Origin of the sequence: Actinomadura monticuli (assembly GCF_041463655.1) — a bacterium.
Taxonomy (GTDB): domain Bacteria; phylum Actinomycetota; class Actinomycetes; order Streptosporangiales; family Streptosporangiaceae; genus Spirillospora; species Spirillospora monticuli.
Genome location: NZ_JAXCEI010000021.1, coordinates 93050 through 114802, shown reverse-complemented (window position 1 = coordinate 114802; position 21753 = coordinate 93050). Strand labels below are relative to the sequence as shown.

At 75.2% G+C, this 21753-nt stretch carries 21 protein-coding genes; 12 read left to right on the top strand and 9 right to left on the bottom strand.

The window, feature by feature from the left end; genetic code table 11:
- Nucleotides 1-118: 118 nt before the first annotated feature.
- Complete coding sequence (gene cphA / locus SM611_RS33225) at nt 119-2758, bottom strand: cyanophycin synthetase (RefSeq protein WP_371954294.1); 2640 nt, start codon at nt 2756-2758, stop codon at nt 119-121.
- 3 nt (nt 2759-2761) lie between these two features.
- Nucleotides 2762-3598, bottom strand: a complete 837-nt coding sequence (locus tag SM611_RS33220) for a cyanophycinase (RefSeq protein WP_371954293.1) — start codon at nt 3596-3598, stop codon at nt 2762-2764.
- A gap of 91 nt (nt 3599-3689) precedes the next feature.
- On the opposite strand from SM611_RS33220, the gene SM611_RS33215 reads away from it, so the two are divergent.
- Both SM611_RS33215 and SM611_RS33210 read left to right on the top strand, forming a co-directional pair.
- Nucleotides 3690-4328: a QsdR family transcriptional regulator gene (locus tag SM611_RS33215; RefSeq protein ID WP_371954292.1), complete on the top strand. Its 639-nt coding sequence runs from the start codon at nt 3690-3692 to the stop codon at nt 4326-4328.
- Nucleotides 4329-4419: 91 nt separating this feature from the next.
- Nucleotides 4420-5793, top strand: a complete 1374-nt coding sequence (locus SM611_RS33210) for an ABC1 kinase family protein (protein ID WP_371954291.1) — start codon at nt 4420-4422, stop codon at nt 5791-5793.
- 16 nt (nt 5794-5809) lie between these two features.
- Here the strand turns inward: SM611_RS33210 and SM611_RS33205 are convergent, their stop codons facing one another.
- The gene (locus SM611_RS33205) at nt 5810-6658 is read right to left on the bottom strand and encodes a siderophore-interacting protein (RefSeq protein ID WP_371954290.1); all 849 of its coding nucleotides are present in this window, start codon (nt 6656-6658) and stop codon (nt 5810-5812) included.
- 449 nt (nt 6659-7107) lie between these two features.
- Between SM611_RS33205 and SM611_RS33200 the strand changes: the two genes are divergently transcribed.
- The 5 genes from SM611_RS33200 to SM611_RS33180 all read left to right on the top strand — a co-directional run bounded on the left by SM611_RS33200 (nt 7108) and on the right by SM611_RS33180 (nt 13119).
- Nucleotides 7108-7881 carry a cyclase family protein gene (locus SM611_RS33200; protein ID WP_371954289.1) on the top strand — a complete coding sequence of 258 codons (774 nt, stop codon included), beginning with the start codon at nt 7108-7110 and terminating at the stop codon, nt 7879-7881.
- Nucleotides 7878-9578 (top strand): thiamine pyrophosphate-binding protein, encoded by a 1701-nt coding sequence (locus SM611_RS33195; protein WP_371954288.1) that lies wholly within the window; start codon nt 7878-7880, stop codon nt 9576-9578. The genes SM611_RS33200 and SM611_RS33195 overlap by 4 nt, the downstream gene beginning before the upstream one ends.
- Nucleotides 9579-9750: 172 nt before the next feature.
- Nucleotides 9751-10587 (top strand): MIP/aquaporin family protein, encoded by an 837-nt coding sequence (locus SM611_RS33190; protein WP_371954287.1) that lies wholly within the window; start codon nt 9751-9753, stop codon nt 10585-10587.
- A gap of 34 nt (nt 10588-10621) precedes the next feature.
- Nucleotides 10622-12139 carry a glycerol kinase GlpK gene (gene glpK / locus SM611_RS33185; RefSeq protein WP_371954286.1) on the top strand — a complete coding sequence of 506 codons (1518 nt, stop codon included), beginning with the start codon at nt 10622-10624 and terminating at the stop codon, nt 12137-12139.
- A gap of 110 nt (nt 12140-12249) precedes the next feature.
- Entirely contained in the window at nt 12250-13119 is an 870-nt protein-coding gene (locus tag SM611_RS33180; RefSeq protein ID WP_371954285.1) for a trypsin-like serine peptidase, read from the top strand.
- Nucleotides 13120-13144: 25 nt separating this feature from the next.
- Here the strand turns inward: SM611_RS33180 and SM611_RS33175 are convergent, their stop codons facing one another.
- The gene (locus tag SM611_RS33175) at nt 13145-13930 is read right to left on the bottom strand and encodes a SigB/SigF/SigG family RNA polymerase sigma factor (protein ID WP_371954284.1); all 786 of its coding nucleotides are present in this window, start codon (nt 13928-13930) and stop codon (nt 13145-13147) included.
- Between the two features lie 159 nt (nt 13931-14089).
- Between SM611_RS33175 and SM611_RS33170 the strand changes: the two genes are divergently transcribed.
- The 5 genes from SM611_RS33170 to SM611_RS33150 all read left to right on the top strand — a co-directional run bounded on the left by SM611_RS33170 (nt 14090) and on the right by SM611_RS33150 (nt 17107).
- On the top strand, nt 14090-14590 hold the full coding sequence (locus tag SM611_RS33170; RefSeq protein WP_371954283.1) for an SRPBCC family protein: 501 nt from the start codon (nt 14090-14092) through the stop codon (nt 14588-14590).
- A gap of 128 nt (nt 14591-14718) precedes the next feature.
- A complete protein-coding gene (locus tag SM611_RS33165) occupies nt 14719-15195 on the top strand; it encodes a fluoride efflux transporter FluC (protein WP_371954282.1) in 477 nt (158 codons plus the stop codon).
- A complete protein-coding gene (locus SM611_RS33160; protein ID WP_371954281.1) occupies nt 15192-15548 on the top strand; it encodes a fluoride efflux transporter FluC in 357 nt (118 codons plus the stop codon). The genes SM611_RS33165 and SM611_RS33160 overlap by 4 nt, the downstream gene beginning before the upstream one ends.
- A 202-nt stretch (nt 15549-15750) precedes the next feature.
- The gene (locus tag SM611_RS33155) at nt 15751-16647 is read left to right on the top strand and encodes a polysaccharide pyruvyl transferase family protein (RefSeq protein WP_371954280.1); all 897 of its coding nucleotides are present in this window, start codon (nt 15751-15753) and stop codon (nt 16645-16647) included.
- 55 nt (nt 16648-16702) lie between these two features.
- Nucleotides 16703-17107: a DUF2267 domain-containing protein gene (locus SM611_RS33150; protein WP_371954279.1), complete on the top strand. Its 405-nt coding sequence runs from the start codon at nt 16703-16705 to the stop codon at nt 17105-17107.
- A gap of 83 nt (nt 17108-17190) precedes the next feature.
- Here the strand turns inward: SM611_RS33150 and SM611_RS33145 are convergent, their stop codons facing one another.
- Genes SM611_RS33145 through SM611_RS33125 form a run of 5 tightly spaced genes read right to left on the bottom strand, consistent with a single transcriptional unit; the run spans nt 17191 to nt 21746 of the window.
- Nucleotides 17191-18147 (bottom strand): NAD-dependent epimerase/dehydratase family protein, encoded by a 957-nt coding sequence (locus tag SM611_RS33145; protein WP_371954297.1) that lies wholly within the window; start codon nt 18145-18147, stop codon nt 17191-17193.
- A 9-nt stretch (nt 18148-18156) separates the two neighbouring features.
- Nucleotides 18157-19119 (bottom strand): glycosyltransferase family 9 protein, encoded by a 963-nt coding sequence (locus SM611_RS33140; RefSeq protein ID WP_371954278.1) that lies wholly within the window; start codon nt 19117-19119, stop codon nt 18157-18159.
- Nucleotides 19110-19787 carry an SDR family oxidoreductase gene (locus tag SM611_RS33135; protein ID WP_371954277.1) on the bottom strand — a complete coding sequence of 226 codons (678 nt, stop codon included), beginning with the start codon at nt 19785-19787 and terminating at the stop codon, nt 19110-19112. Before SM611_RS33135 ends, SM611_RS33140 begins: the two co-directional genes overlap by 10 nt.
- The gene (gene rfaE2, locus SM611_RS33130) at nt 19784-21202 is read right to left on the bottom strand and encodes a D-glycero-beta-D-manno-heptose 1-phosphate adenylyltransferase (protein WP_371954276.1); all 1419 of its coding nucleotides are present in this window, start codon (nt 21200-21202) and stop codon (nt 19784-19786) included. Before rfaE2 ends, SM611_RS33135 begins: the two co-directional genes overlap by 4 nt.
- The gene (locus SM611_RS33125; RefSeq protein ID WP_371954296.1) at nt 21195-21746 is read right to left on the bottom strand and encodes a D-sedoheptulose-7-phosphate isomerase; all 552 of its coding nucleotides are present in this window, start codon (nt 21744-21746) and stop codon (nt 21195-21197) included. The genes rfaE2 and SM611_RS33125 overlap by 8 nt, the downstream gene beginning before the upstream one ends.
- Between the last annotated feature and the right edge of the window lie 7 nt (nt 21747-21753).

Genomic DNA, 21753 nt, shown 5'->3' with positions numbered 1-21753 from the left:
GACCGGCCACCGAACCGCGCAGGTTGTCTCACAACCCCACACGCTGCCCGTCCCGCAGATCCAGGACCAACCCGACGCACCGATCACCCCCAAAGATCCACATGTGCGGAAAACGGGGCTAGCCGGCGGGCTCCGCGCCCAGCGTCTCCAGCAGCTCGGTCACCGGCTGCAGCTTCTCGTACAGCAGCAGGACGGGCTCGCCCGGCTCGGCGAGGTCCAGCGCCGACGTCAGCGCCCCCTTCAGGTCGCCCGCCGGGTGCGGGCGCACGTCCGGGCGGCCCTCCCGCAGCCCCTGGACGATCAGCCGGGTCATCTCGCCGGAGCGGCGGCCGCGCAGGTCCTCGTCCTCGTAGACGACGACGCGGCCGAACGTCCCGGCGATCGCCCGCGCCGTCTCGCCGACGAGCTCGTCGGACCGGTCGCCCGGCAACGTGACCGCGGCCACGCCCCCGCCGCCCCAGCGTCGCTCGACGAACGCGCCCATCGCCTCGACCGCCGCCGGGTTGTGCGCGTAGTCGACCAGGACGGGGTTGCCGCCGACCTGGTACACGCAGCCGCGGCCGGGATTGCGGGTGTGCGGGTCGAACGAGCGCAGCGCGCTCGCGACGACGTCCACCGGGACGCCGAGGGCGCGGGCGGCGGCGGACGCGGCCAGCGCGTTCGCCAGGACGTGGACGGCGTCCCCGCCGAACGCGCCCGCCACCTCGCCGGCCGGCAGGATCCGGGTCCGGCGGTCGCCGCGCGCCTCGGTCAGCCAGCCGTCCGCCACGTAGTAGCCGAGGCCGCCGCCGCGCAGGTGCTCCGTGAGGACGGGGGCGTCCGGCGACAGCGAGAAGAAGCGGAGCACGGGGTCGCGGCGCCGCACGGTGGGCCGTCCCGCCAGGCTCGCCGACGGTTCGTCCGCGGCGTTCAGCACGAGGTGGCCCCCGCGCCGGATCTCCTCGGCGACCAGCGCCTTGATGTCGAGCAGGTCGTCGAGCGACTCGGTGTCGTCCACGCCGAGATGGTCGCGGGTGACGTTGGTGACGACCGCGACGTCGGCCCGGTCGTAGCCGAGGCCGCGCCGCACGATGCCGCCCCGCGCCGTCTCCAGGACGGCCGCCTCCACCGACCGGTCGCCCAGCACCATCTCCGCAGACCGGGGCCCGGACGCGTCCGACACGTGCACCGGCCGGCCGCCCACGTGCACGCCCTCGGTGCTGGTCATGCCGGTCCGCCGGCCGTCCAGCTCCAGCATGTGCGCGATCATCCGGACGGTCGTCGTCTTGCCATTGGTGCCCGTCACCGACACGACCGGCACCCGCGACGGCGTCCCCGCCGGATACATCAGGTCGATGACGTCGCCGGCGACGTCCCGCCCGGCCCCCTCGTGCGGCGCCAGGTGCATGCGCAGCCCCGGCGCGGCGTTGACCTCCAGGATCCCGGCGGCGCCGCGCTCGGCGGGCGGCGCCGAGGCGATGTCGGGCAGCCGCAGGTCGATGCCGCACACGTCCATCCCGACGGCCGCCGCGGCCCGCACGCACATGGCCGCGACCTCGCCGTGCACGTCGCCGGTCACGTCCCGGCTGGTGCCGCCCGTCGACAGGTTCGCGTTGCGGCGCAGCCACACCCGCTCCCCGTCGCCGGGCACCGAGTCCGGGGCGTGCCCCTGCCGCGCCATCAGCGCCAGCTCCGTCGGACCGAGCGCCAGCCGGGTCAGCGGCCGGTCGTGGCCCTCCCCGCGCGCCGGGTCGGCGTTGACCCGCTCCACCAGCTCCGCGACGGACGACGTCCCGTCGCCGGTCACGCACGCGGCGGTCAGCTCCGCCGCCGCAGCCACCCGGCCGCCGACCACCAGGACGCGGTAGTCCTTGCCCGGGACGTAGGACTCGACGAGCACCCCGCCCTCGTCCCCGGCCGCCGCCGCGAACGCGGCGACCACCTCCGGCGGCTCGGTCAGCTCGATGTGGACGTTCTCGCCCTGGTGCCCGGCGAGCGGCTTGACGACCACCGGGCCGCCGACCGCGCGCAGCGCCTCCAGGGCCTCGGCGGGCGACGCCGCGACCCGCCCCTCGGGGACGGGGAGGCCCGCGTCGGAGAGGACCCGGTGCGCGAGCCGCTTGTCGCCCGCGACCTCCATCCCGATCGCCGACGTGGTGTCGGTCATCGCCGCCCACACCGTCCGGCGGTACCGCCCGTACCCGAGCCGCAGCAGGTTGAGGTCGTCGACGCGGCGGACCGGCACGCCCCGCTCGCGCGCCGCCCGCGCCAGCGCGGCCGTGCTCACCCCGAGCCGCTCGGCCTCGTGCCGGGCGGCGACCTCGGCCAGGTCGCCGGACGCGTCGGGCACCTGGCCGGCGAGCGTCCCGGTCACGATCCGGACGGCGAGCGTGATCAGCCGCTCCACCACCGTGCTGGCCGCCGGCTCGTCCCGGGGGCACTCCAGGATCACGTCGTACTCGGCGGGCCCGCCCGCCCGGACGGTGCGGCCGAAGAACACCTCGCGCCCGATGAGCCCGGACAGCTCCAGCGTGACGTGCTCGGTGACATGGCCGAAATAGGTGCCGCGCGCCATCGCGTCCAGCAGCCCGCCGGGGCGCCCCGCCGAGCAGTGGTGCTCGGCCAGGCCCGGCAGCGCCCCCACCAGCCGCTCGGCGAAGCCGGGGTGGTCGGTCGTCTCGTGGCCGGTCAGGCCCTGCAGGTCGAGCCGCGCGATCGCGACGGGACGGGACAGGTAGGTGTTCGGGCCGCCCAGGCGGCGCACGTGATCGAGACGCACGGCTCAGTCCTCCTCGTCCGGGCCGCGCATGTTGCCGATCGCGGGCAGCTTGTCGTTCATCTGGAACGTGCAGCCGGCCGGCAGCAGGTGCAGCGACACGTCGAACATCGCCATCGGCTCGTCGTCGGAGGCGGCGTAGGCGATGGTGGACTGACCGGCGTCCACGACCGTCACCACCCCCGTCCCCACCACCTCGAACTGCCCGTCGCCCACCACGATCGCGGTGTCCTCGTCGATGCCGACGCCCAGCAGCCGGGTGTCCAGCGCTATGCCGCTCATCAGCCGGGGCAGCCGCCCCCGCTCGTTGAAATGCATGTCGATCAGCACGTTGTCGAGCAGTGCGAGCCCCGGGCCGACCTTCACGCTGGAGGCGGCGACCTCGTGGCCGTGCCCGCCCAGGATCATCCAATGCCCCATCGCGGTGGCCCCCGCGCTCGTCCCGGCGATGACCAGGCCCTCCTGGTCCAGCCGCCGCTTCAGCAGCTCGTTGGTCTTCGACCCCACCAGGGTCCGGATCCGCGACTGGTCGCCGCCGCTGAACAGCACCCCCGTCGCCGCGTCCAGCGCGCGCAGCGTCGCCGCGTCGTCGGCCGCGGCCCGGCCGAGCAGCCGCAGCTCCCGGACCGACGGCACGCCGAGCCGCCCGAACACCGCCGTGTACTCCTCGGCGACCTCCTCGGGCACCTCCGTCGCCGTCGTCACGACCACGATCCGCGCGTCCTCGGCCCCGGACAGCTCCACGAACGTCTCGAGCGGCCCCGCCCCGCAGGTCCGGTTCTCCGCCCCACCGATGATCAGCAGCCGGCCCTTGCGTCCGGCGCCCCCGTTTTTGTCCTTCACACCAACTGACTACCCCTCATCACCCCCTGTAGTCGCGCGATCGCGAGGAGCCCCGGCCGGAGCGGTCCCTTCGCTGTGCGATGCTGAGCGGATGAGCGGCAGCCCCGTTCCCCCGGACGTCCCCGCCCGGTCCCCGGCCGGGCCGCCCGCCGCGCTCGCCGCCGCGTCCGCCCACTATCTGCGGGGCGAGCCGATCGACATGTCGGCGCTCGCCGCCGAGCTGGGCGTCGGCCGCGCGACCCTGTACCGGTGGGTCGGCAGCCGTGAGCAACTCATCGGGACGGTGCTCGCCGAGATGACCGAGCGGACGTACCGGGTCGCCGTGCTGGGCGTGGGCGGCACCGGCGCGGCGCGGATCCTCGCCGTGCTGGAGCGCTTCATGCGCGCGGTCGTGACCGCGGAGCCGCTGAAGGCGTTCACCGAGCGCGAGCCGCGGCTGTTCATCCGGCTGGCCACCATGCCCGGCACCATCGAGGACCGCGCGACCGAGCTGCTGACCCGGGAGCTGCAGGCGGAGATCGACCGCGGCGCGCTGCGCGTCCCGCTGCCCACCCGGACGCTCGCGCAGGCGATCGTCCGGGTCGCCGACTCGTTCATGTACGCCCACTACCTGGGCGGCAACCGGCCGGAGATCGACCAGGCGCTGGAGGTGGTCGCGCTGATGCTGCGCCCGTGCGCGCCGGGCGGCGGGACGAACGGCGGGGAATCTTCGGGCCCGGCCGAACGCTGAATGTTTGACGGGCGATGACCGCTTTGTGGCATCCGCTCGGCGTGAGAGGCTAAGTCATTGGACGCATCGTCGAAAGAGGGACGGCCGGGCCGTGAGTGACATCCCCCGCCGCGCGGTGACGCGCACCGCCAAGCTGGCGACCCTGCCGCTGGGCTTCGCCGGGCGCACCGCCCTCGGGCTCGGCAAGCGGACCCTCGGCCGCCCCGCCGAGGCCGTCGCGCTGGAGGTCCAGCGGCGCACCGCCGAGCAGCTGTTCGCCGTGCTCGGCGAGCTGAAGGGCGGCGCGATGAAGGTCGGCCAGCTGCTGTCGATCTTCGAGGCCGGGCTGCCCGAGGAGATCGCCGGCCCGTTCCGGGCCAGCCTGACGCGGCTCCAGGAGTCGGCGCCCCCGATGCCCGCCGCGACCACCCACAAGGTGCTCGCCGAGGGCCTGGGCGACGACTGGCGCGACCACTTCGCCGAGTTCGACGACCGCCCGGCCGCCGCCGCGTCCATCGGGCAGGTCCACAAGGCCGTCTGGCACGACGGCCGCACCGTCGCGGTCAAGGTCCAGTACCCCGGCGCCGCGCAGGCCCTGATGAGCGACTTCACCCAGATCGCCCGGCTGAGCAGGCTCTTCACGCCGCTGTTCCCGGGCGTCGAGGTCAAGCCCGTCGTCGCCGACCTCAAGCGCCGCCTGGAGAAGGAGCTCGACTACGTCGACGAGGCCCGCGCGCAGACCGCCTTCCACGACGCCTACGCCGGCGACCCCGACTTCGCCGTCCCCGCCGTCGTCGCCCAGTCCGGCAACGTGCTGGTCACCGAGTGGCTGGACGGCACCCCGCTCGCCAAGGTCATCGCCGGGGACGACCAGGACGCCCGCGACCGCGCGGGGCTCCTGCTGTTCCGCTTCCTGCTCTCCGGCCCGGCCCGCTGCGAGATGATCCACATCGACCCGCACCCGGGCAACTTCCGCCTCCTGGACGACGGGCGCCTCGGCGTCCTCGACTTCGGCGGCGCCGCCCGCGTCCCGGCGGAGCTCCAGTGGTCCATCGGCCGGCTGCTGCGCATCGGGACCCTGGGCGACCCGGACGAGATCGTCGACGCCCTGTGCGAGGAGGGCTTCCTCGCCCCCGAGGCCGAGGTCGACCCCGACGAGATCGCCGAACTCGTCGCCCCGCACGCCGCCCCCTTCGCCGTGGAGCGCTTCCGCTACACCCGCGAATGGCTCCGCGAGCAGACCTCGCGGGGCCTGGGCCTCGCCTCCGACATGAGGCCCGGCGCCCTGGCGCGCGCCTTCCGCCTGCCGCCCCAGTACCTCGCCGTCAGCCGCGCCCTGTCCGGCTGCGGCGGCGTCCTCTGCCAGCTGGAGGCCGAGGGCGCCTTCCGCGCCGAGGCCGAGCGCTGGCTCCCCGGCTTCGCCGACGACAACCCGCCCCTGGACGACCGGCCCCCGCTGGACGACCAGACCGAGGCCACCGCCTAGTTACTACTAGCCGCACCTAGCCCTGGAGCGCCGCGGCCTCCTCCTGCTCGACCTGGCGGTTCCAGTCGCGCTTGCCCGACTGCCAGCCGTCCTCGTCGCGCCCGCGGCGCCAGTAGCCGGAGATCGACAGCTGGTCCAGGGGCACGCCGCGCTCGACGCGCAGGTGGCGGCGGAGCGCCTTGACGAATCCGGCCTCGCCGTGGACGAAGGCGTGCACCTCGCCGGCCGGGAAGTCCAGCTTCTGGACGGCCTCGACCAGCAGGTCGCCGACCCGGCCCGCGCCCCGGTGCAGCCAGACGATCTCGGCCCCGGCGGGCGCCGGCAGGCGCTGCTCCTCCTCGGGGCCGGCGACCTCGACGAAGACGCGGGCCGCCGCGCCGTCCGGGACGCGTTCGAGCGCGGCCGCGATCGCCGGGAGGGCGCTCTCGTCCCCGGCCAGCAGGTGCCAGCCGGCGCCGGGGCGCGGGGCGTAGGCGCCGCCGGGGCCGTTGAACAGGATCTCGTCTCCCGGCCGCGCGTTCGCGGCCCACGGCCCGGCGAGCCCCGTGTCGCCGTGGTAGACGAAGTCGATCGTCAGTTCGCGCGTTTCGGCGTCCCACGCGCGGACGGTGTAGGTGCGCGTGCTGGGCCACTGCTCGCGCGGCAGCTCGGCGCGCACCCGCTCCATGTCGAACGGCTCGGGGTAGGCGACGTCCGGGCGCGGGAACAGCAGCTTCACGTAGTGGTCGGTGAACTCGCCCGCGCCGAACTCCGCGAGCCCGGGACCGCCCAGGACCACGCGGATCATGTGCGGTGCGAGGCGCTCGGTGCGCAGCACCGTCCCCCGGTGGAGCCTGCGTCCCTTGCGTTCCGGTTCCGCCGCCATGCGAGTCCTCCGATGAGCTGGATCACAGTACTCAGGCAACCCCAACCCGCGGGCGCGGCCGTTTTGTTCCAGTCCCGCTCGCGGAGGAGCGGCGGCGATCAGCCGCGGGTCCGGGCGACCTCGGCGGCGAGCGCCTCGAACGCGGCGTCGGTCTCCTCGCCGGCGAGGAGCGTCGCGAGGGTCGACTTCACGATGACGACGCCGTGCCGGGGCGAGACCCAGATGAGCTGGCCGCCGAGCCCGCTGGCGGAGAAGCCGCTGGGGTTCCGCCCCCGATGGTGAGCGAGCGGCCACCGCGCGTCTACGCATCCGGCGACGAAATCCCGCGGCCGGCCCGGCGGACGGGCGAACGGCCGGCGGCCTGGGCCGGGTCACCCTCCGAACAGGGCCATCTGCGGTACGTTCGGGGGACCCCGAGACCCCCTCAGCCGCCCGTGCCCGGAGGAACGATGTCCGTCCTCGCCCAGTTGCTCACCGCCGTCGCCGACGGCTCGGTGGAGATCGTCGACCTGACCGCGCCGCTGTCGGAGCGGACGCCGATCCTCCAGCTGCCGGAGCCGTTCGCCAACACCGTCCCGTTCCGGCTGAAGGAGATCAGCCGGTACGACGACCGGGGCCCCGCCTGGTACTGGAACGACATCGAGACCGGCGAGCACGTCGGCACGCACTTCGACGCGCCGGTGCACTGGGCCACCGGCCGCGACGGCGAGGACGTCGCGCAGGTCCCGCCCCGCCGCCTCGTCGCCCCCGCCGTGGTGCTGGACGCCTCCGAGCACGTCGCCGGCGACCCCGACTTCCTGCTGGAGGTCGACCACGTCCGCGACTGGGAGAAGGCCAACGGCCCGCTCCCGGACGGCGGCTGGCTCCTCTACCGGACGGGCTGGGACGCGCGCTCCGCCGACCAGGACGCCTTCCTCAACGCCGACGAGAACGGCCCGCACACGCCCGGGATCTCCGCCGAGTGCGCCCGGTGGCTCGCCGAGGAGACCCCCGTCATCGGCCTCGGCACGGAGACCGTCGGCACCGACGCGGGCGCCGCCCACGGCTTCGAACCGCCGTTCCCGTGCCACTCCTACTTCCTCGGCGCGGGCAAGTACGGCCTCACCCAGCTGCAGAACCTCGACCGGCTCCCGGCCCGCGGCGCCGTGCTGCTCGCCTCGCCGCTGCCGATCGTCGGCGGCTCCGGCAGCCCCGCCCGCGTGCTCGCGCTGATCGAGCGATGAACGTCGCGGAGGCCGTGGGGGAGGCCCTCGCGCGGCTCGGCGCCCGCACCGTCTTCGGGGTCGTCGGCAGCGGCAACTTCCACGTCACGAACGCGCTCGTCGCGGGCGGCGCCCGGTACGTCGCCGCCCGGCACGAGGGCGGCGCCGTGACGATGGCGGACGCGTACGCGCGGGTGGGCGGCGGCCTCGGCGTCGTCAGCGTCCACCAGGGGCCGGGTCTCACCAACGCGGTCACTGGCATCGCCGAGGCGGCCAAGAGCCGCACGCCGCTGCTGGTGGTCGCGGGCGAGGTCGCCGCCGGCGCGGTCCGCTCCAACTTCCGGATCGACCAGGCGGCGATCGCGGCGGCGGTCGGGGCCGTCCCCGAGCGGGTCCACTCGCCGCAGACCGCGCTGGACGACGTGGCCCGCGCCTGCCGGACGGCCGTCGCCGAGCGCCGCACGGTGCTGCTCGGCCTGCCGCTGGACGTGCAGGGCGCCGCCCTCCCGGACGAGGGCGAGCGCCGGTCCGCCGCGCCGCCCGCCGGCTACCGGCCGCGGCCGGCGCAGATCCCGCCGCTGCCGGTGCCGCCGCCGGCGGCGGTCGCCCGGCTCGCCGACGCGCTGCAGGCGGCGCGGCGGCCGGTGTTCATCGCCGGGCGCGGCGCCCGGCTGTCGGAGGCGCGCGAGCCGCTCGCTGAGCTGGCCGGGCGCTGCGGCGCGCTGCCCGCGACGTCCGCCGTCGCGCGCGGCCTGTTCGCCGGCGACCCGTTCGCGCTGGACGTCAGCGGCGGGTTCGCCACCCCGGCCGCCGCGGAGCTGATCTGCGGCGCCGACCTGGTCGTCGGCTGGGGCTGCTCGCTGACCATGTGGACGACGCGGCACGGCGCCCTCATCGGCCCGGACGCGACGGTCGTGCAGGTCGACGCGGACGCCCGCGCCCTCGGCGCGCACCGCCCGGTCGACCTCGGCCTGATCGGCGACGCCGCCGAGACCGCGCGGGCCGTGCTCGCCGAGCTGGCGGCGCGCGGGCACGCTGCGACCGGCTACCGGACGCCCGAGGTGGCCGAGCGGCTCGCCCGCGAGGGCCGCTGGCAGGACGTCCCGTACGAGGAGCACCCGGACGGCAAGGACGGCGCCGGCGGGCCGCGCGTCGACCCGCGGACGCTGACGATCGCCCTCGACGCGATGCTGCCCCGCGAGCGCACGGTCGCCGTCGACTCGGGCAACTTCATGGGCTACCCGGCGATGTTCCTCGACGTCCCCGACGGCGACGGCCTCGTGTTCACCCAGGCGTTCCAGTCGGTCGGCCTCGGCCTCGCCACCGCGATCGGCGCCGCGGTGGCGCGTCCCGACCGGCTCACCGTCGCGGCGCTCGGCGACGGCGGCGCGCTGATGTCGGTCGCGGAGCTGGAGACCGCCGTCCGGCTCGGGCTGGGCCTGCTCGTGGTCGTCTACGACGACGAGGCGTACGGCGCGGAGGTGCACCACTTCGGCCCCGGCGGGCATCCGCTGGACACGGTGACGTTCCCGCCGGCGGACCTGGCCGCGATCGGGCGCGGCTTCGGCTGCGCGGCGGCGACCGTCCGGCGCGCGGACGACCTGGCCGCGGTGGCCGACTGGCTGGCGGGCCCGCGGGACCGGCCGATGGTCGTGGACGCCAAGGTCACGCGGGGCCGGCCCGCCTGGTGGCTGGCGGAGGCGTTCCGCGGCCACTGACCTGCGGGCCGTGTAGCCCGGCTCCCGATGGGAACCATCCCGCCATTGTGATCATGTGGCTGGACGGCACCGGGTGCCGGCGCTGCCGTCAAGGACGTGTCGACCCGTCTCGCCAGGCGTCCTTGCGTTCGCGGCGGTCGTGCCTCACGTCACACGTCCTTGAGGAGGAGCGATGACGCGACCGCCGAGGGTCCCCGTACTCGCCCGCGAGATGATGGCCGAGTTCGCCGGCACCATGATCCTCATCCTGTTCGGCTGCGGCGTGGTCGCCCAGGCCGTCGCGGGCAGCGGCCTCGGCGAGCCGCAGAGCCTCGGCGGCCACGACGCCATCGCCTGGGCGTGGGGCATCGCCGTGACGCTCGGCGTGTACGTCTCCGCGCGGATCAGCGGCGGGCACATCAACCCGGCCGTGACCGTCTCGCTCGCCGTGTTCAAGGGGTTCCCGTGGCGCAAGGTGCTGCCGTTCTGCTTCGCGCAGGTGCTCGGCGCATTCGTCGCCGCGCTGATCGTCCGGTGGAACTACACCGAGATCCTGAACAAGTTCGACCCGGGCCTGACGGCCAAGACGCAGTTCGTGTTCTCCACCATGCCCGGCAACGGGTCGCTGCCCATCCACACCTGGGGCGCCTTCCGCGACCAGATCATCGGCACCGCGATCCTGCTCTTCCTGGTCCTCGCGCTCACCGACCTGCGCAACGCGCCGCCGCTGGCCAACCTGGGGCCGCTGATCATCGGTCTCGTGGTGGTGGCGATCGGGATGGCGTTCGGGTCCGCCGCCGGCTACGCGATCAACCCGGCCCGCGACTTCGGGCCGCGGCTCGCCCAGTACATCACCGGATACGGGACGGCGTGGCGCGACCAGTACGGGGACTTCTACTTCTGGGTACCCCTCGTCGCGCCCCTGATCGGCGGCGTGCTCGGCTCGGGCCTCTACATTCTGCTCATCGGGCGGAACATCCCGGACGAGGACGAGGAGCCCGAGCCGAGCCCGGAGTACGACGTTGCCTGACGGGGCCCGTCCCCGCCGGCGGAAAGGGAGAGAGATGGCCGACTTCGTCGGGGCGCTCGACCAGGGCACGACGAGCACCCGTTTCATGATCTTCGACCACGGCGGGAACGAGATCGCCCGCCACCAGCTGGAGCACGAGCAGATCCTGCCGAGGGCGGGCTGGGTGGAGCACAACCCGACCGAGATCTGGGAGCGGACCCGGGCGGTCGTCCAGAGCACGCTGAACAAGGCGAACCTGAGCCACACCGACCTGGCGGCGTTCGGCATCACCAACCAGCGCGAGACGACCGTGGTGTGGAACCGGCGCACCGGCCGCCCGTACTACAACGCGATCGTGTGGCAGGACACCCGCACCGACCGCATCGCGTCCGCGCTGGACCGCGACGGGCGGGGCGAGACGATCCGGCACCGCGCGGGGCTGCCGCCGGCCACGTACTTCTCCGGCGGCAAGGTCCAGTGGATCCTGGAGAACGTCGACGGGGTCCGCGAGGCCGCCGAGAACGGCGACGCGATCTTCGGCAACATCGACTCGTGGGTGCTGTGGAACCTGACCGGCGGGACCGACGGCGGTGTGCACGTCACCGATCCGACCAACGCCAGCCGCACCATGCTGATGGACCTGGAGACCCTCGACTGGGACGACCAGCTCCTGTCGTTCTTCGGCATCCCCCGCTCGATGCTGCCGGAGATCAAACCGTCCTCGGCGCCCGAGCCGTACGGCGTGACCCGCGCGGACGGGCCGCTCGGCGGCGAGGTGCCCCTGACCGGGATCCTGGGCGACCAGCAGGCCGCCACGGTGGGCCAGGTGTGCTTCGCGGTGGGCGAGGCCAAGAACACCTACGGCACCGGCAACTTCCTGCTGCTCAACACCGGTGAGGAACTCGTCCGGTCCAAGGCGGGGATGCTGACGACCGTCTGCTACAAGTTCGGCGACCACCCGGCCGTGTACGCGCTGGAGGGCTCGATCGCGGTGACCGGGTCGGCGGTGCAGTGGCTGCGCGACCAGCTGGGCATCATCTCCGGAGCCGCGCAGAGCGAGTCGCTGGCCCGGCAGGTCGACGACAACGGCGGCGTGTACTTCGTGCCGGCCTTCTCCGGCCTGTTCGCGCCGTACTGGCGCTCGGACGCGCGCGGCGCGATCGTCGGCCTGTCGCGCTTCAACACCAACGCCCACCTGGCCCGCGCCACCCTGGAATCGATCTGCTACCAGTCGCGCGACGTGGTGGAGGCGATGCACGAGGACTCCGGCGTCTCCCTGGACGTCCTCAAGGTCGACGGCGGCGTCACCGCCAACGAGCTGTGCATGCAGATGCAGGCCGATATCCTCGGCGTCCCGGTCTCGCGCCCCGTCGTCGCCGAGACCACCGCACTCGGCGCCGCCTACGCCGCCGGCCTCGCCACCGGCTTCTGGACCACCACCGACGAACTGCGCCGGAACTGGAACGAGGACAAACGCTGGGAGCCCACCTGGAACGACGACCAGCGCCGGATCGGCTACGCCGGCTGGAAGAAGGCCGTCGAGCGGACCTACGGCTGGGTGGACGTGGACTGACCGCGCCGGGGAGGCGGCGGTCCTTCTCCGCGGGCCGGAGATGATCTAGCATCCGCCGGTGACAGCGTCGTCACCGACCGTAGACGCTCCGGCCCGCCGAGAGGACCCGCATGACCAGACGCCTTGCCGCAGTGCTCGCCGCCGCCGCGTGCGCCGGGACGCTCGCCACGAGCACCGCGCAGGCCGCCGCCGTCCCGCCGGAGGCTCCGGACCACGGCCGGGCGGGGGCGCCGCACCAGCGCCGGGCGGGCGTCGACTTCACCGGGATCGTCGCGCTCGGCAACTGCTCGGGGTCGCTCGTGCGGGGGCCGCGCTCCCGCGACACCGACGCCGCGCTCGTCCTGACCAACGGCCACTGCCTGGAGTCGGGGATGCCCGCGCCGGGCCGCGTCATCGTGGACCGGGCGTCCTCCAGGACGTTCACGCTCCTCGACCGGACGGGCGGGAGCGACCTCGGCACCCTCAGGGCGACCAGGATCGAGTACGCCACCATGACCGACACCGACGTGACAGTCTACCGGCTGGACGCCACGTACGCGGCGATCCGGAGGCGGTACGGGGTCTCCGCGCTCCGCCTGTCCACCGCCAGGCCGCACGACGGAACGGAGATCCGCGTCGTGTCCGGCTACTGGCGCAAGATCTACGGGTGCAGGATCGACGCGACCGTGTACCGGCTGCGCGAGGCCGGCTGGACCTGGAGGGACTCCCTCCGGTACACGCCGCGGTGCGAGACGGTCCACGGCACGTCCGGCTCGCCGGTCATCGACGTCCGGACGCGCCAGGTCGTCGGCGTCAACAACACCGGCAACGACGACGGCGAGCGGTGCACGCTCGACAACCCGTGCGAGGTCGACCGCGGAGGCAGGATCACGGTCCGCCGGGGCGTCCACTACGGCCAGCAGACGTACCTGCTCGCCCGCTGCCTCGGCGAGGGCGGCGACGTCGTGCTGCGCGGGACGTGCGCGCTGCCGAAGCCCTGACGGTCCAGGCCCCCGGCCGTCCGGCTCAGCCCTCCGCGAGCAGGCCCATGCGGAGCCGGTCGAGGGTGGCGCGCAGCAGGCGGGAGACGTGCATCTGCGACAGCCCGATCTGCTCGGCGATCTGCGTCTGGGTCTTGTTGCCGAAGAACCGCAGCAGCAGGATCGTCCGCTCGCGCTCGGGCAGGTCGTCGATCAGCGGTCCGAGCGCGTGGCCGTCGATGAAGGCGTCCAGCGCGGGGTCGTCGGAGCCGAGGTACTCGCCCACGGTGCCGTTCTCGCCGCCGGGCGAGCCGTCGGCCGGCGCCTCCAGGGACAGCGGGCGGTAGGCGTCGCAGGCGATGATGACCTCGACGGTCTCCTCCTGGGTGATGCCCATCAGGTCGGAGATCTGCGCGGTGGTGGGGGAGCGGCCGTGCTCGCGGGTGAAGTCCTGCACGGTGCGCTGCAGGATCGGCCGTAGCTCCTGGATGCGGCGCGACACCCGGATGCCCCACGTCTTGTCGCGGAAGTGCCGCTTCACCTCCCCGGTCACCACCGGGTAGGCGTAGGTGACGAAGCGGTCGCCGATGCCCGGGTCGAACCGGTTGATGGCCTTGACCAGCCCCAGGTAGGCGACCTGCTGGAGGTCGTCCAGCGGCTCGCCGCGGTTGGCGTACCGGCGCGCCACGCCGCGGACGAGCGGGGCGTGCATGTCGACGATGCGCGCCCGGAGCCGTTCCCGCCGGGGATCGTCCTCCGCGAGCCGGTTCATCTCCTCCAGAAGGATCTCGGTCTGCCCGTCGTTGAACCGTGTGGTCTGCGCCGACGTCATGCGAGTGCTCTCCTTTGCGGACGAGGCCGGCGAGGGCGGGGGCTATCGCTCGGTGCCGACCCCCTACCCGGGAGATGGGCGATCACACGGCGTCGCGGAGGCGCTGCGGATAGACGCACCTCAGGCGGGTAACCGGGCGGTGAGGCAGGAGGTGGAGCCGTGAGCACGATCACCGAATCGGTCAACGTCACCGTCCCGATCCGCACGGCCTACGACCAGTGGACGCGGTTCGAGACGTTCCCGCGGTTCATGGACGGCGTCGAGGAGATCCGCCGGATCGACGACACGACCCTGCGCTGGACGACCCGCGTCGCGGGCGTCGTCCGCGAGTTCGACGCGCGCATCACCGAGCGGCGGCCCGACGAGCGCGTCGCGTGGAAGTCCCTGGACGGCCCCACCCACGCCGGCGTGGTGACGTTCCACCGGCTGGACGAGACCACCACCCGCGTCACCGCGCAGCTGGAGATCGACCCGGCGGGCTTCGCCGCGAAGGCGGGGGACCGGCTCGGCGCCCTGACCCACCGGGTCCGGGGCGACCTGCGGCGCTTCAAGAAGTTCGTCGAGTCGCGCGGAGCCCAGGCCGGAGCCCAGGCCGACGTCCAGGCCGACGTCCAGGCCGGCGGCGCCGGGCCGGCCGGTCCGGCGCCTGATCGCCGGTAGACTCGGGCGGGCCCCGGCGTGCCGGGGAAGTGGCGGTGGGGCCCGCCGATCCCGGCCCGGGGTGAACCGCGGAGGACGTCCGCCAACGGTCCCTGCCAGTGAACGCCCGCTACTGGTAGGAGTACGCCATGCCCGGCCCTCCCGTGGACTCCGATGTCGATCTGCACGTCCCGGAGCAGCGCGCCGAGCTGCGGCGGGCGCCCTGGCGAACCCTCGGGGCGATCTCGGCGGGCGGCGTGCTCGGGGCGCTCGCGCGGTACGGGCTGAGCGCCGCGTTCCCGTACGGGCCGGGGGAGTTCCCTTGGCCGGTCTTCTGGGCGAACGTCTCGGGCTGCCTGCTGATCGGCGTGCTGATGGTGCTGATCACCGAGTGGCGGCCGGCGCACCGGCTCGTCCGGCCGTTCCTCGGGGTGGGGGTGCTCGGCGGGTACACCACGTTCTCGACCTACGCCGTCGACGTCCAGCGGGCGGTGGAGCACGGTGCGCCGCGGGTGGGCCTGGCCTACCTCGCGCTGACGCTCGCCGCCGCGCTCGCCGCCGTCCTCGCGGGCGTGCGGCTGACCCGGGCGCTGACCGGCCGCCGGGCCGCGGAGGACGCCGGGTGACGATCCTGCTGATCGCGCTGGGCGCCGCGTTCGGCGCTCCGCTGCGCTACCTGACCGACCGTGCCGTCCAGGCCCGGCACGACTCGGTGTTCCCCTGGGGAACGTTCACCGTCAACGTCGCGGGGTCGTTCGTGCTGGGCCTCCTGGCGGCGCTCCCCGCGGGCGGCGGGGTGATGGCCTTCGCCGGGACGGGCTTCTGCGGCGCCCTGAGTACGTACTCCACATTCGGGTACGAGACGCTGCGGTTGGCGGAGGACGGCGCCCGCGCCTACGCGGCGCTCAACGCGGTGGCCAGCATCGCCGCCGGGCTGGGAGCGGCCTACTGCGGGACGGTCGTCGCGCAGGCGCTGTGAGACGCCGCGGAGGCGACCGTGAAACGTGGCGCGGCCCAGGCTCGCAGTTCGGGGCACATGGCTCCGAGCTCGCGAGTGGGCCGCTTGGTGACTCTGCCCATAAGGCCGTGTCCGTAAACCGGAAAGTGTCTGAACTATCACGCGAGGGGCAGGGCGACGTGGCGTGCGGTGCGCGGCCGGAGGCGTACGAGGGGGCCGGGCGATGCGGGTCCTGGTGACCGGGTGGCCGAGCTTCCTGCACGGCGAGGCCACGGCCGGCGACGTCCTGGCGATGGAGGCGGTGCGGCGGGCGCTCGCCGGGGCGCGGGTCGACTGCGACCTGGCGTGGAGCCCCGTCTTCCGGCCGGGCAGGCTGGACCTCGACCGCGCCGACCCCGCGTCCTACACGCATGTGGTGTTCGCCTGCGGACCGCTGCACGGGCCGCAGGTCGAGGAACTGCACCGCCGGTACGCGCGCTGCACCCGCGTCGCCGTGGGCGTGTCGGTCATCGACCCGGACGACCCGGCGGTCACCGGGTTCGACGCCGTCCTCGCGCGGGACGCGCCGGTGCAGGCGCCCAGGCGGGATCTGGCGGCGCTGCCGGCGACGCCGTCCGTGCCCGTCGTCGGGGTCGTCCTCGCGCCCGGCCAGCGGGAGTACGGCGAGCGGCGGCTGCACGACCAGGTCGAGCGGGAGCTGACGGACTGGCTCGCCGCCCGCGCCTGCGCGCGGCTGCCGCTCGACACGCGGCTCGATCCGCGCGACTGGCGCCTGTTCGGCACGGCGGCCGAGCTGGAGTCGGTGCTGCGCCGGCTCGACCTGGTGGTGACGACCCGGTTGCACGGCCTGGTCCTGGCGCTGAAGAACGGCGTGCCCGCCCTGGCCGTCGACCCGGTGGGCGGCGGCGCGAAGGTGACCGCGCAGGCGCGGGCGTGGTCGTGGCCGGCCGTCGTGACGGTCCCGGAGCCGCGGGGCGAGGGCGCACCGGTCCTGGACGCCGGGGAGCTCGGCCGGTGGTGGGACTGGGCGCTGTCGCCCGCGGGGGCCGGGCGGGCCCCGATGGTCACGGCGGACGACGCCGTGATCGGCGAGCTGCTCGACGTGCTCGGCGCGCGTTAAAAACCCCGCATATCGGGAAGTTTTCGCATTTCAGACGTAGGAAGGAGCGTCCGTCATGCGGCATGAGGAGTTCATCGGACAGGTCCAGGACCGCGCCCGCCTGCCGGGCTGGGGCGACGCCGAGCGGGCGTCCCGCGCGACCCTGGAGACGCTCGGCGAGCGGGTCCCGGAGGGCCTCGCCGACAACCTCGCGGCGCAACTCCCGCACGAGATCGGCGAGCACCTGCGGCGGACCGAGGTCTACGGCGGCGCCGGCAGCGGGGAGCGGTTCGACAAGCACGACTTCGTGGAGCGGGTCGCCGTGCGCGCCGGGACCAGCGAGGCGCGGGCCGCGTTCCTCGCGCGCAGCGTCCTGGGGGTGGTGGACGACGCCACCCAGGGCTCGATCACCGCGAAGGTGCGCCACGCGCTGCCGCCCGACATCCGGGACCTGGTCCCGGCGGGCGGCTCCGGCCGATGACCGGACGCCCCCGGGACCGGAGGGGGCCGGGACGCGCGCGGGCGGCGCTCCGGCCCCGTCCTTGACGGGTCCGGGTCGGGCGGTCACGCGGGCCGCGCGATGAGCGGTTCCCTGCCGAACCACTCGATGGTGCCGCGCAGGCCCTCCTCGACGGTGACGCGGGGGCGCCAGCCGAGCGCCTTCTCGGCGAGCGCGGTGTCGGGGCGCCGGACGCGCGGGTCGTCCACCGGCCGGTCGATGAACCGCAGCTGGGACGGCGAGCCGGTCAGGTCGATGATCAGCCGCGCGAGGCCGGCCATGGAGATCTCGTACGGGCTGCCGATGTTGACCGGCCCCGGATGGCCGGACAGGGCGAGCGCGAGGATGCCGCGGACCGTGTCGTCCACATGGCAGATCGAGCGGGTCTGCGAGCCGTCCCCGGTGATGGTCAGGTCCTCGCCGGTCAGCGCCTGCCGCAGGAACGTCGGGATGGCCCGGCCGTCGTCGGGGCGCATCCGCGGCCCGTAGGTGTTGAAGATCCGCACGATCGCGGCGGGCAGGCCGCGGGAGTGCCGGAACGCCGACGTGAGCGCCTCGCCGAACCGCTTGGCCTCGTCGTACACGCTGCGCGGCCCGACCGGGTTCACGTTGCCCCAGTACGACTCGGGCTGCGGGTGCACCAGCGGGTCGCCGTACACCTCCGAGGTGGAGGCCAGGACGAACCGCGCGCCCTTCTCCTCGGCCAGTTCGAGCGCGTTGCGGGTGCCCTGGCTGCCGACCTCCAGGGTCTGGATCGGGAAGCGCAGGTAGTCGGCCGGCGACGCGGCCGAGGCGAGGTGGAAGACGTAGCCGACCTCGCCGGGGACGTGCACCGGCTCGGTGAGGTCGCGTTTCAGGAACCGGAAGTCCCGCCGCCCGGCCAGGTGCGCGATGTTGCGGGACGTCCCGGTGAGCAGGTTGTCCAGGCACACCACCGAGATCCCCTCGGCGAGGAGCGCCTCGCACAGGTGCGAGCCGAGGAAGCCGGATCCTCCGGTGACGACGGCGCGTGGATGTCTCATCATTCCCCCTCATCGGGTCTCGGCGGGCGTGCCCCCCCGGGCGAGCACGGCCTCGGCGGCCTCGGCGGCCCGGTCCGCGGAGATCTCCAGCAGGCCGGGGCAGGGCTCGCGCCCGTGCGGGTCGCCGTGCCGCCCCGCCCACAGGACGCGGTGCTCGCAGCGGTCGGGCGGCGGCCCCCAGCGGCCGGGCGGCGTCGGGCCGAACAGCAGCACCGACGGCGTGCGGAAGGCGGTCGCGAGGTGCGCGACGCCGGTGTCGCCGCACACCACCAGCCGGGCCGCCGCGACGAGCGCGGCGAGCTCCGGCAGGGGAGTGCGGCCGGAGAGGTCGGCGGCCGGACCCAGCCCGGCGAGGTCCGCGACGCGGCGCGCGAGGGACGTCTCGGCGGGGCCGCCGGTGACGACGACGCGCTCGCCGCGGTCCCGCAGCGCCGCCGCGACCGCCGCGAACCGCTCGGCGGGCCAGCGGCGCGCCCCGGACGCCGCGCCGGGGTGGACGACGACGGCCCCCGGCCTGGGCGAGGGCACCGCCGGAACGGGCAGGTCGAGGTCGCCGGGATCCGCGGGGAACCCGTAGGACGCCACGAGCCGGCACCAGCGCGCCACCTCGTGCTCGCCGGGATCCCAGGAGGGCCCGCCGCTGTGCGGCGCGTCCGGGCAGGCGAAGGCGAGCAGCCGGGCCGGCGCCGGGGCCGCGAGGAGCCGGTGGCTCCGCGGCCCCGAGCCGTGCAGGTTGACGGCCACGTCCACCGGCCCGGCGGCCGGGAGCGGGGCGTCCAGGCCGTCCGCCGGCAGGACGGCGTCGGCCGCGCCCGTCGCGCGGGCCAGGACGGCGAGCCCGGCCGGGGCGGCGAGCGTGATCCGGGCGTCCGGCATCCCGCGCCGCAGCGCCCGTAACGCCGGGACGGCGGTCAGCAGGTCGCCGAGCCCGAGCGCGCGCAGCGCCAGGACGCGGGGAGCCGTCACGGCCACGACGGCTCGCCGGACGGGCAGACGACGAGCTCGCGCACCTCGCAGCCGGTGGGCTGGGCGAGCGCGAACGCGATGGTCGCCGCGACGTCCTCGGGCCGGTTCAGCTCGGCGTCCGCGCCCGGCTTGTACCGGTCGGGGCGGTCGTCGAAGAACGCGGTGTCCATGCCGCCGGGCACGATCATCGTGACGGCGACCCTCCCGGCCAGCTCGGCGGCGAGCGCCCGGGTGAACCCGACGACCCCGAACTTGGACGCGCAGTACGCGGTGGCGTCGCCCACCGCGCGGAACCCGAGCGTGGACGCGACGGTCACGATCCGCCCGTGCGGCTCGTTCTCCAGGTAGGGGATCGCGGCGCGGGCGACGGCGGCGGTGCCGAGCAGGTTCACCTGGACGACCCGCTCCCAGTCCTCGGCGGGGACGTCGTTCAGCGCCCCGCACGCGTCGATGCCGGCGGCGGTCACGACGGCGTTCAGCCCGCCGGCCGCGCGCGCCAGGCCGTGCACGGCCCGCTCGGCGCACCGGCGGTCGGCGAGGTCGGCCTGCATGTGCTCGAAGTCGTCCTTCGGCGGGTGCCGGTCGAGGATCAGCGGGCGCCCGCCGTCGGCGGCGACCTTCCGCGCGACGGCCGCGCCGAGTCCGGACGAACCGCCGGTGATGAGCACGTTCATGACGCGTTTCCCTTCGTGGTCGACAGCAGGCGCGTGGTGGAGCGCCCTTCCAGCAGGGGGAGCAGGACGATCTCGCCGCCGTGCGCCCGGACGGTCTCCGCCTCGGGCAGCGCGGTCCCGGCGTAGTCGGCGCCCTTCACCCACACGTCGGGCCGCAGCCGCTCCAGCAGCGGCGCCGGGGTGTCGTCGTCGAACACCACCGCGGCGTCGACGTCGCTGAGCGCCTCCAGCACCCGGACGCGGTCGGCGGCGGGCGTCACCGGGCGCGTCGGCCCCTTGCGCCGCCGGACGGAGGCGTCGGAGTTGACGCACACGACCAGGCAGTCGCCGAGCCGCCGCGCCCGCTGCAGCAGGTCGACGTGCCCGGCGTGGAGCAGGTCGAAGCAGCCGCCGGTCGCCACCACCGTCCCGCCCGCGCGCCGGACCCGCTCGACGACGTCGCGGGCGTCCTCGCCGCGCTCGGGCACGAGCCGGGCCGTGCCGGTCTCGGTGAGCCGCGCCGACAGCCCCGCGGCGGCCCCGGCCCGGACGAACTCCGACGCCCACCGGACGCCCTCGGTGACGGCGGCGGTGAGCGCCCGGCCGTCGGCGAGCGCGCCGGCGGCCCCGGCGGCGAAGCTGTCGCCCGCGCCGCAGGAGTCGCCCCGGGCCGGCTCCGCGGGCGCGAGGAACGGCGCCTCGGACCCGTCGCACAGCAGCGCGCCGTCGGAGCCGAGCGTCACCGCGACGCCCCCGATGCCCCAGGCCCGGCCGAGGTGGCGGCCGCGCCGCCCGGCCGCCGACAGCCCGAACCCGCTGATCTCGGCGCCGTCGGCGGCGGCCAGCCGGGCGGCCTCCTCCTCGTTCGGGGTGAGCAGCCGGACCCCCGGGACGGGCGGCGCGCCGCGCGGATGCGGGTCCCACACGACCGGCACGTCAGCGGCCAGCTCCCCGAGCAGGGAGCGGACCGCGCGGTGCCGGGTGACGCCGCGGCCGTAGTCGGAGACCAGCACGGAACCGGCCCCCGCGATCGCGTCGGTGACGCGCGGACCGACGGGCCCGTCGAGGGCCTGCCCTTCCCCGGCGTCCAGGCGCGCCACCGACTGTCCTCCGGACCGGATGCGCAGCTTGCGGGGCGTGCCGCCGTGCAGGTGGAACGCCGCGACCTCCAGGTGCCGCTCCAGCATCGCGCGCAGCCGCCGGCCGGCGTCGTCGTCGGCGAGCGCCGTGACGAGCACGACCTCGCGGCCTCCGGCCGCCGCGAGCAGCGCGGCGAGGCCGGCGCCGCCGGGGCGGGGCCGCTCCTCGGCCTGCTCGACGACGGGGACCGGCGCGTCCGGGCACAGCCGGCTGCTGGTGCCGACGATGTCGACGTCGAGCAGGACGTCGCCGACCACCACGAGCGGCCCTGCGCCGCGGGTGCTCCGTTCAGGCATCGGCCACCCCCAGGGTCTCGTCGACCACCCCGCACAGCAGGTGGACGGCGGCGAGGTGGATCTCCTGGACGGTCGAGGCGGCGCCCGCCTCGACGGTGACGGCGTCGTCGCACGCCTCGGCGAGCGGGTTCGGGCCCGGGCCGGTGACCGCCCAGGCCGACAGCCCGAGCCGCCGGGCGCGGTGCGCCGCCGCGACCACGTTGGGGCTGCGGCCGCTCGTCGACAGGCACACCAGCACGTCCCCGGGACGGCCGTGCGCCTGCACCTGCCGCTCGAACACGGTGACCGGGCCGTAGTCGTTGCCGATCGCGGTGACGGACGAGGCGTCCCCGTGCAGCGGGATCGCCGACAGCGGGCACCGCTCGCCCTCGAACCGGCCGACGAGCTCGGCGGTCAGGTGCTGCGCCTCGGCGGCGCTGCCGCCGTTGCCGCAGGCCAGCAGGCGACCGCCGGCGCGCAGCACGCGGGCGAGCCGGCGGCCCCACGCCTCGACCGTCGGGACCTGGTCGCGGAACCGCAGCGCCGCCTCGGCGAGCGCCTCCAGCCGCCGG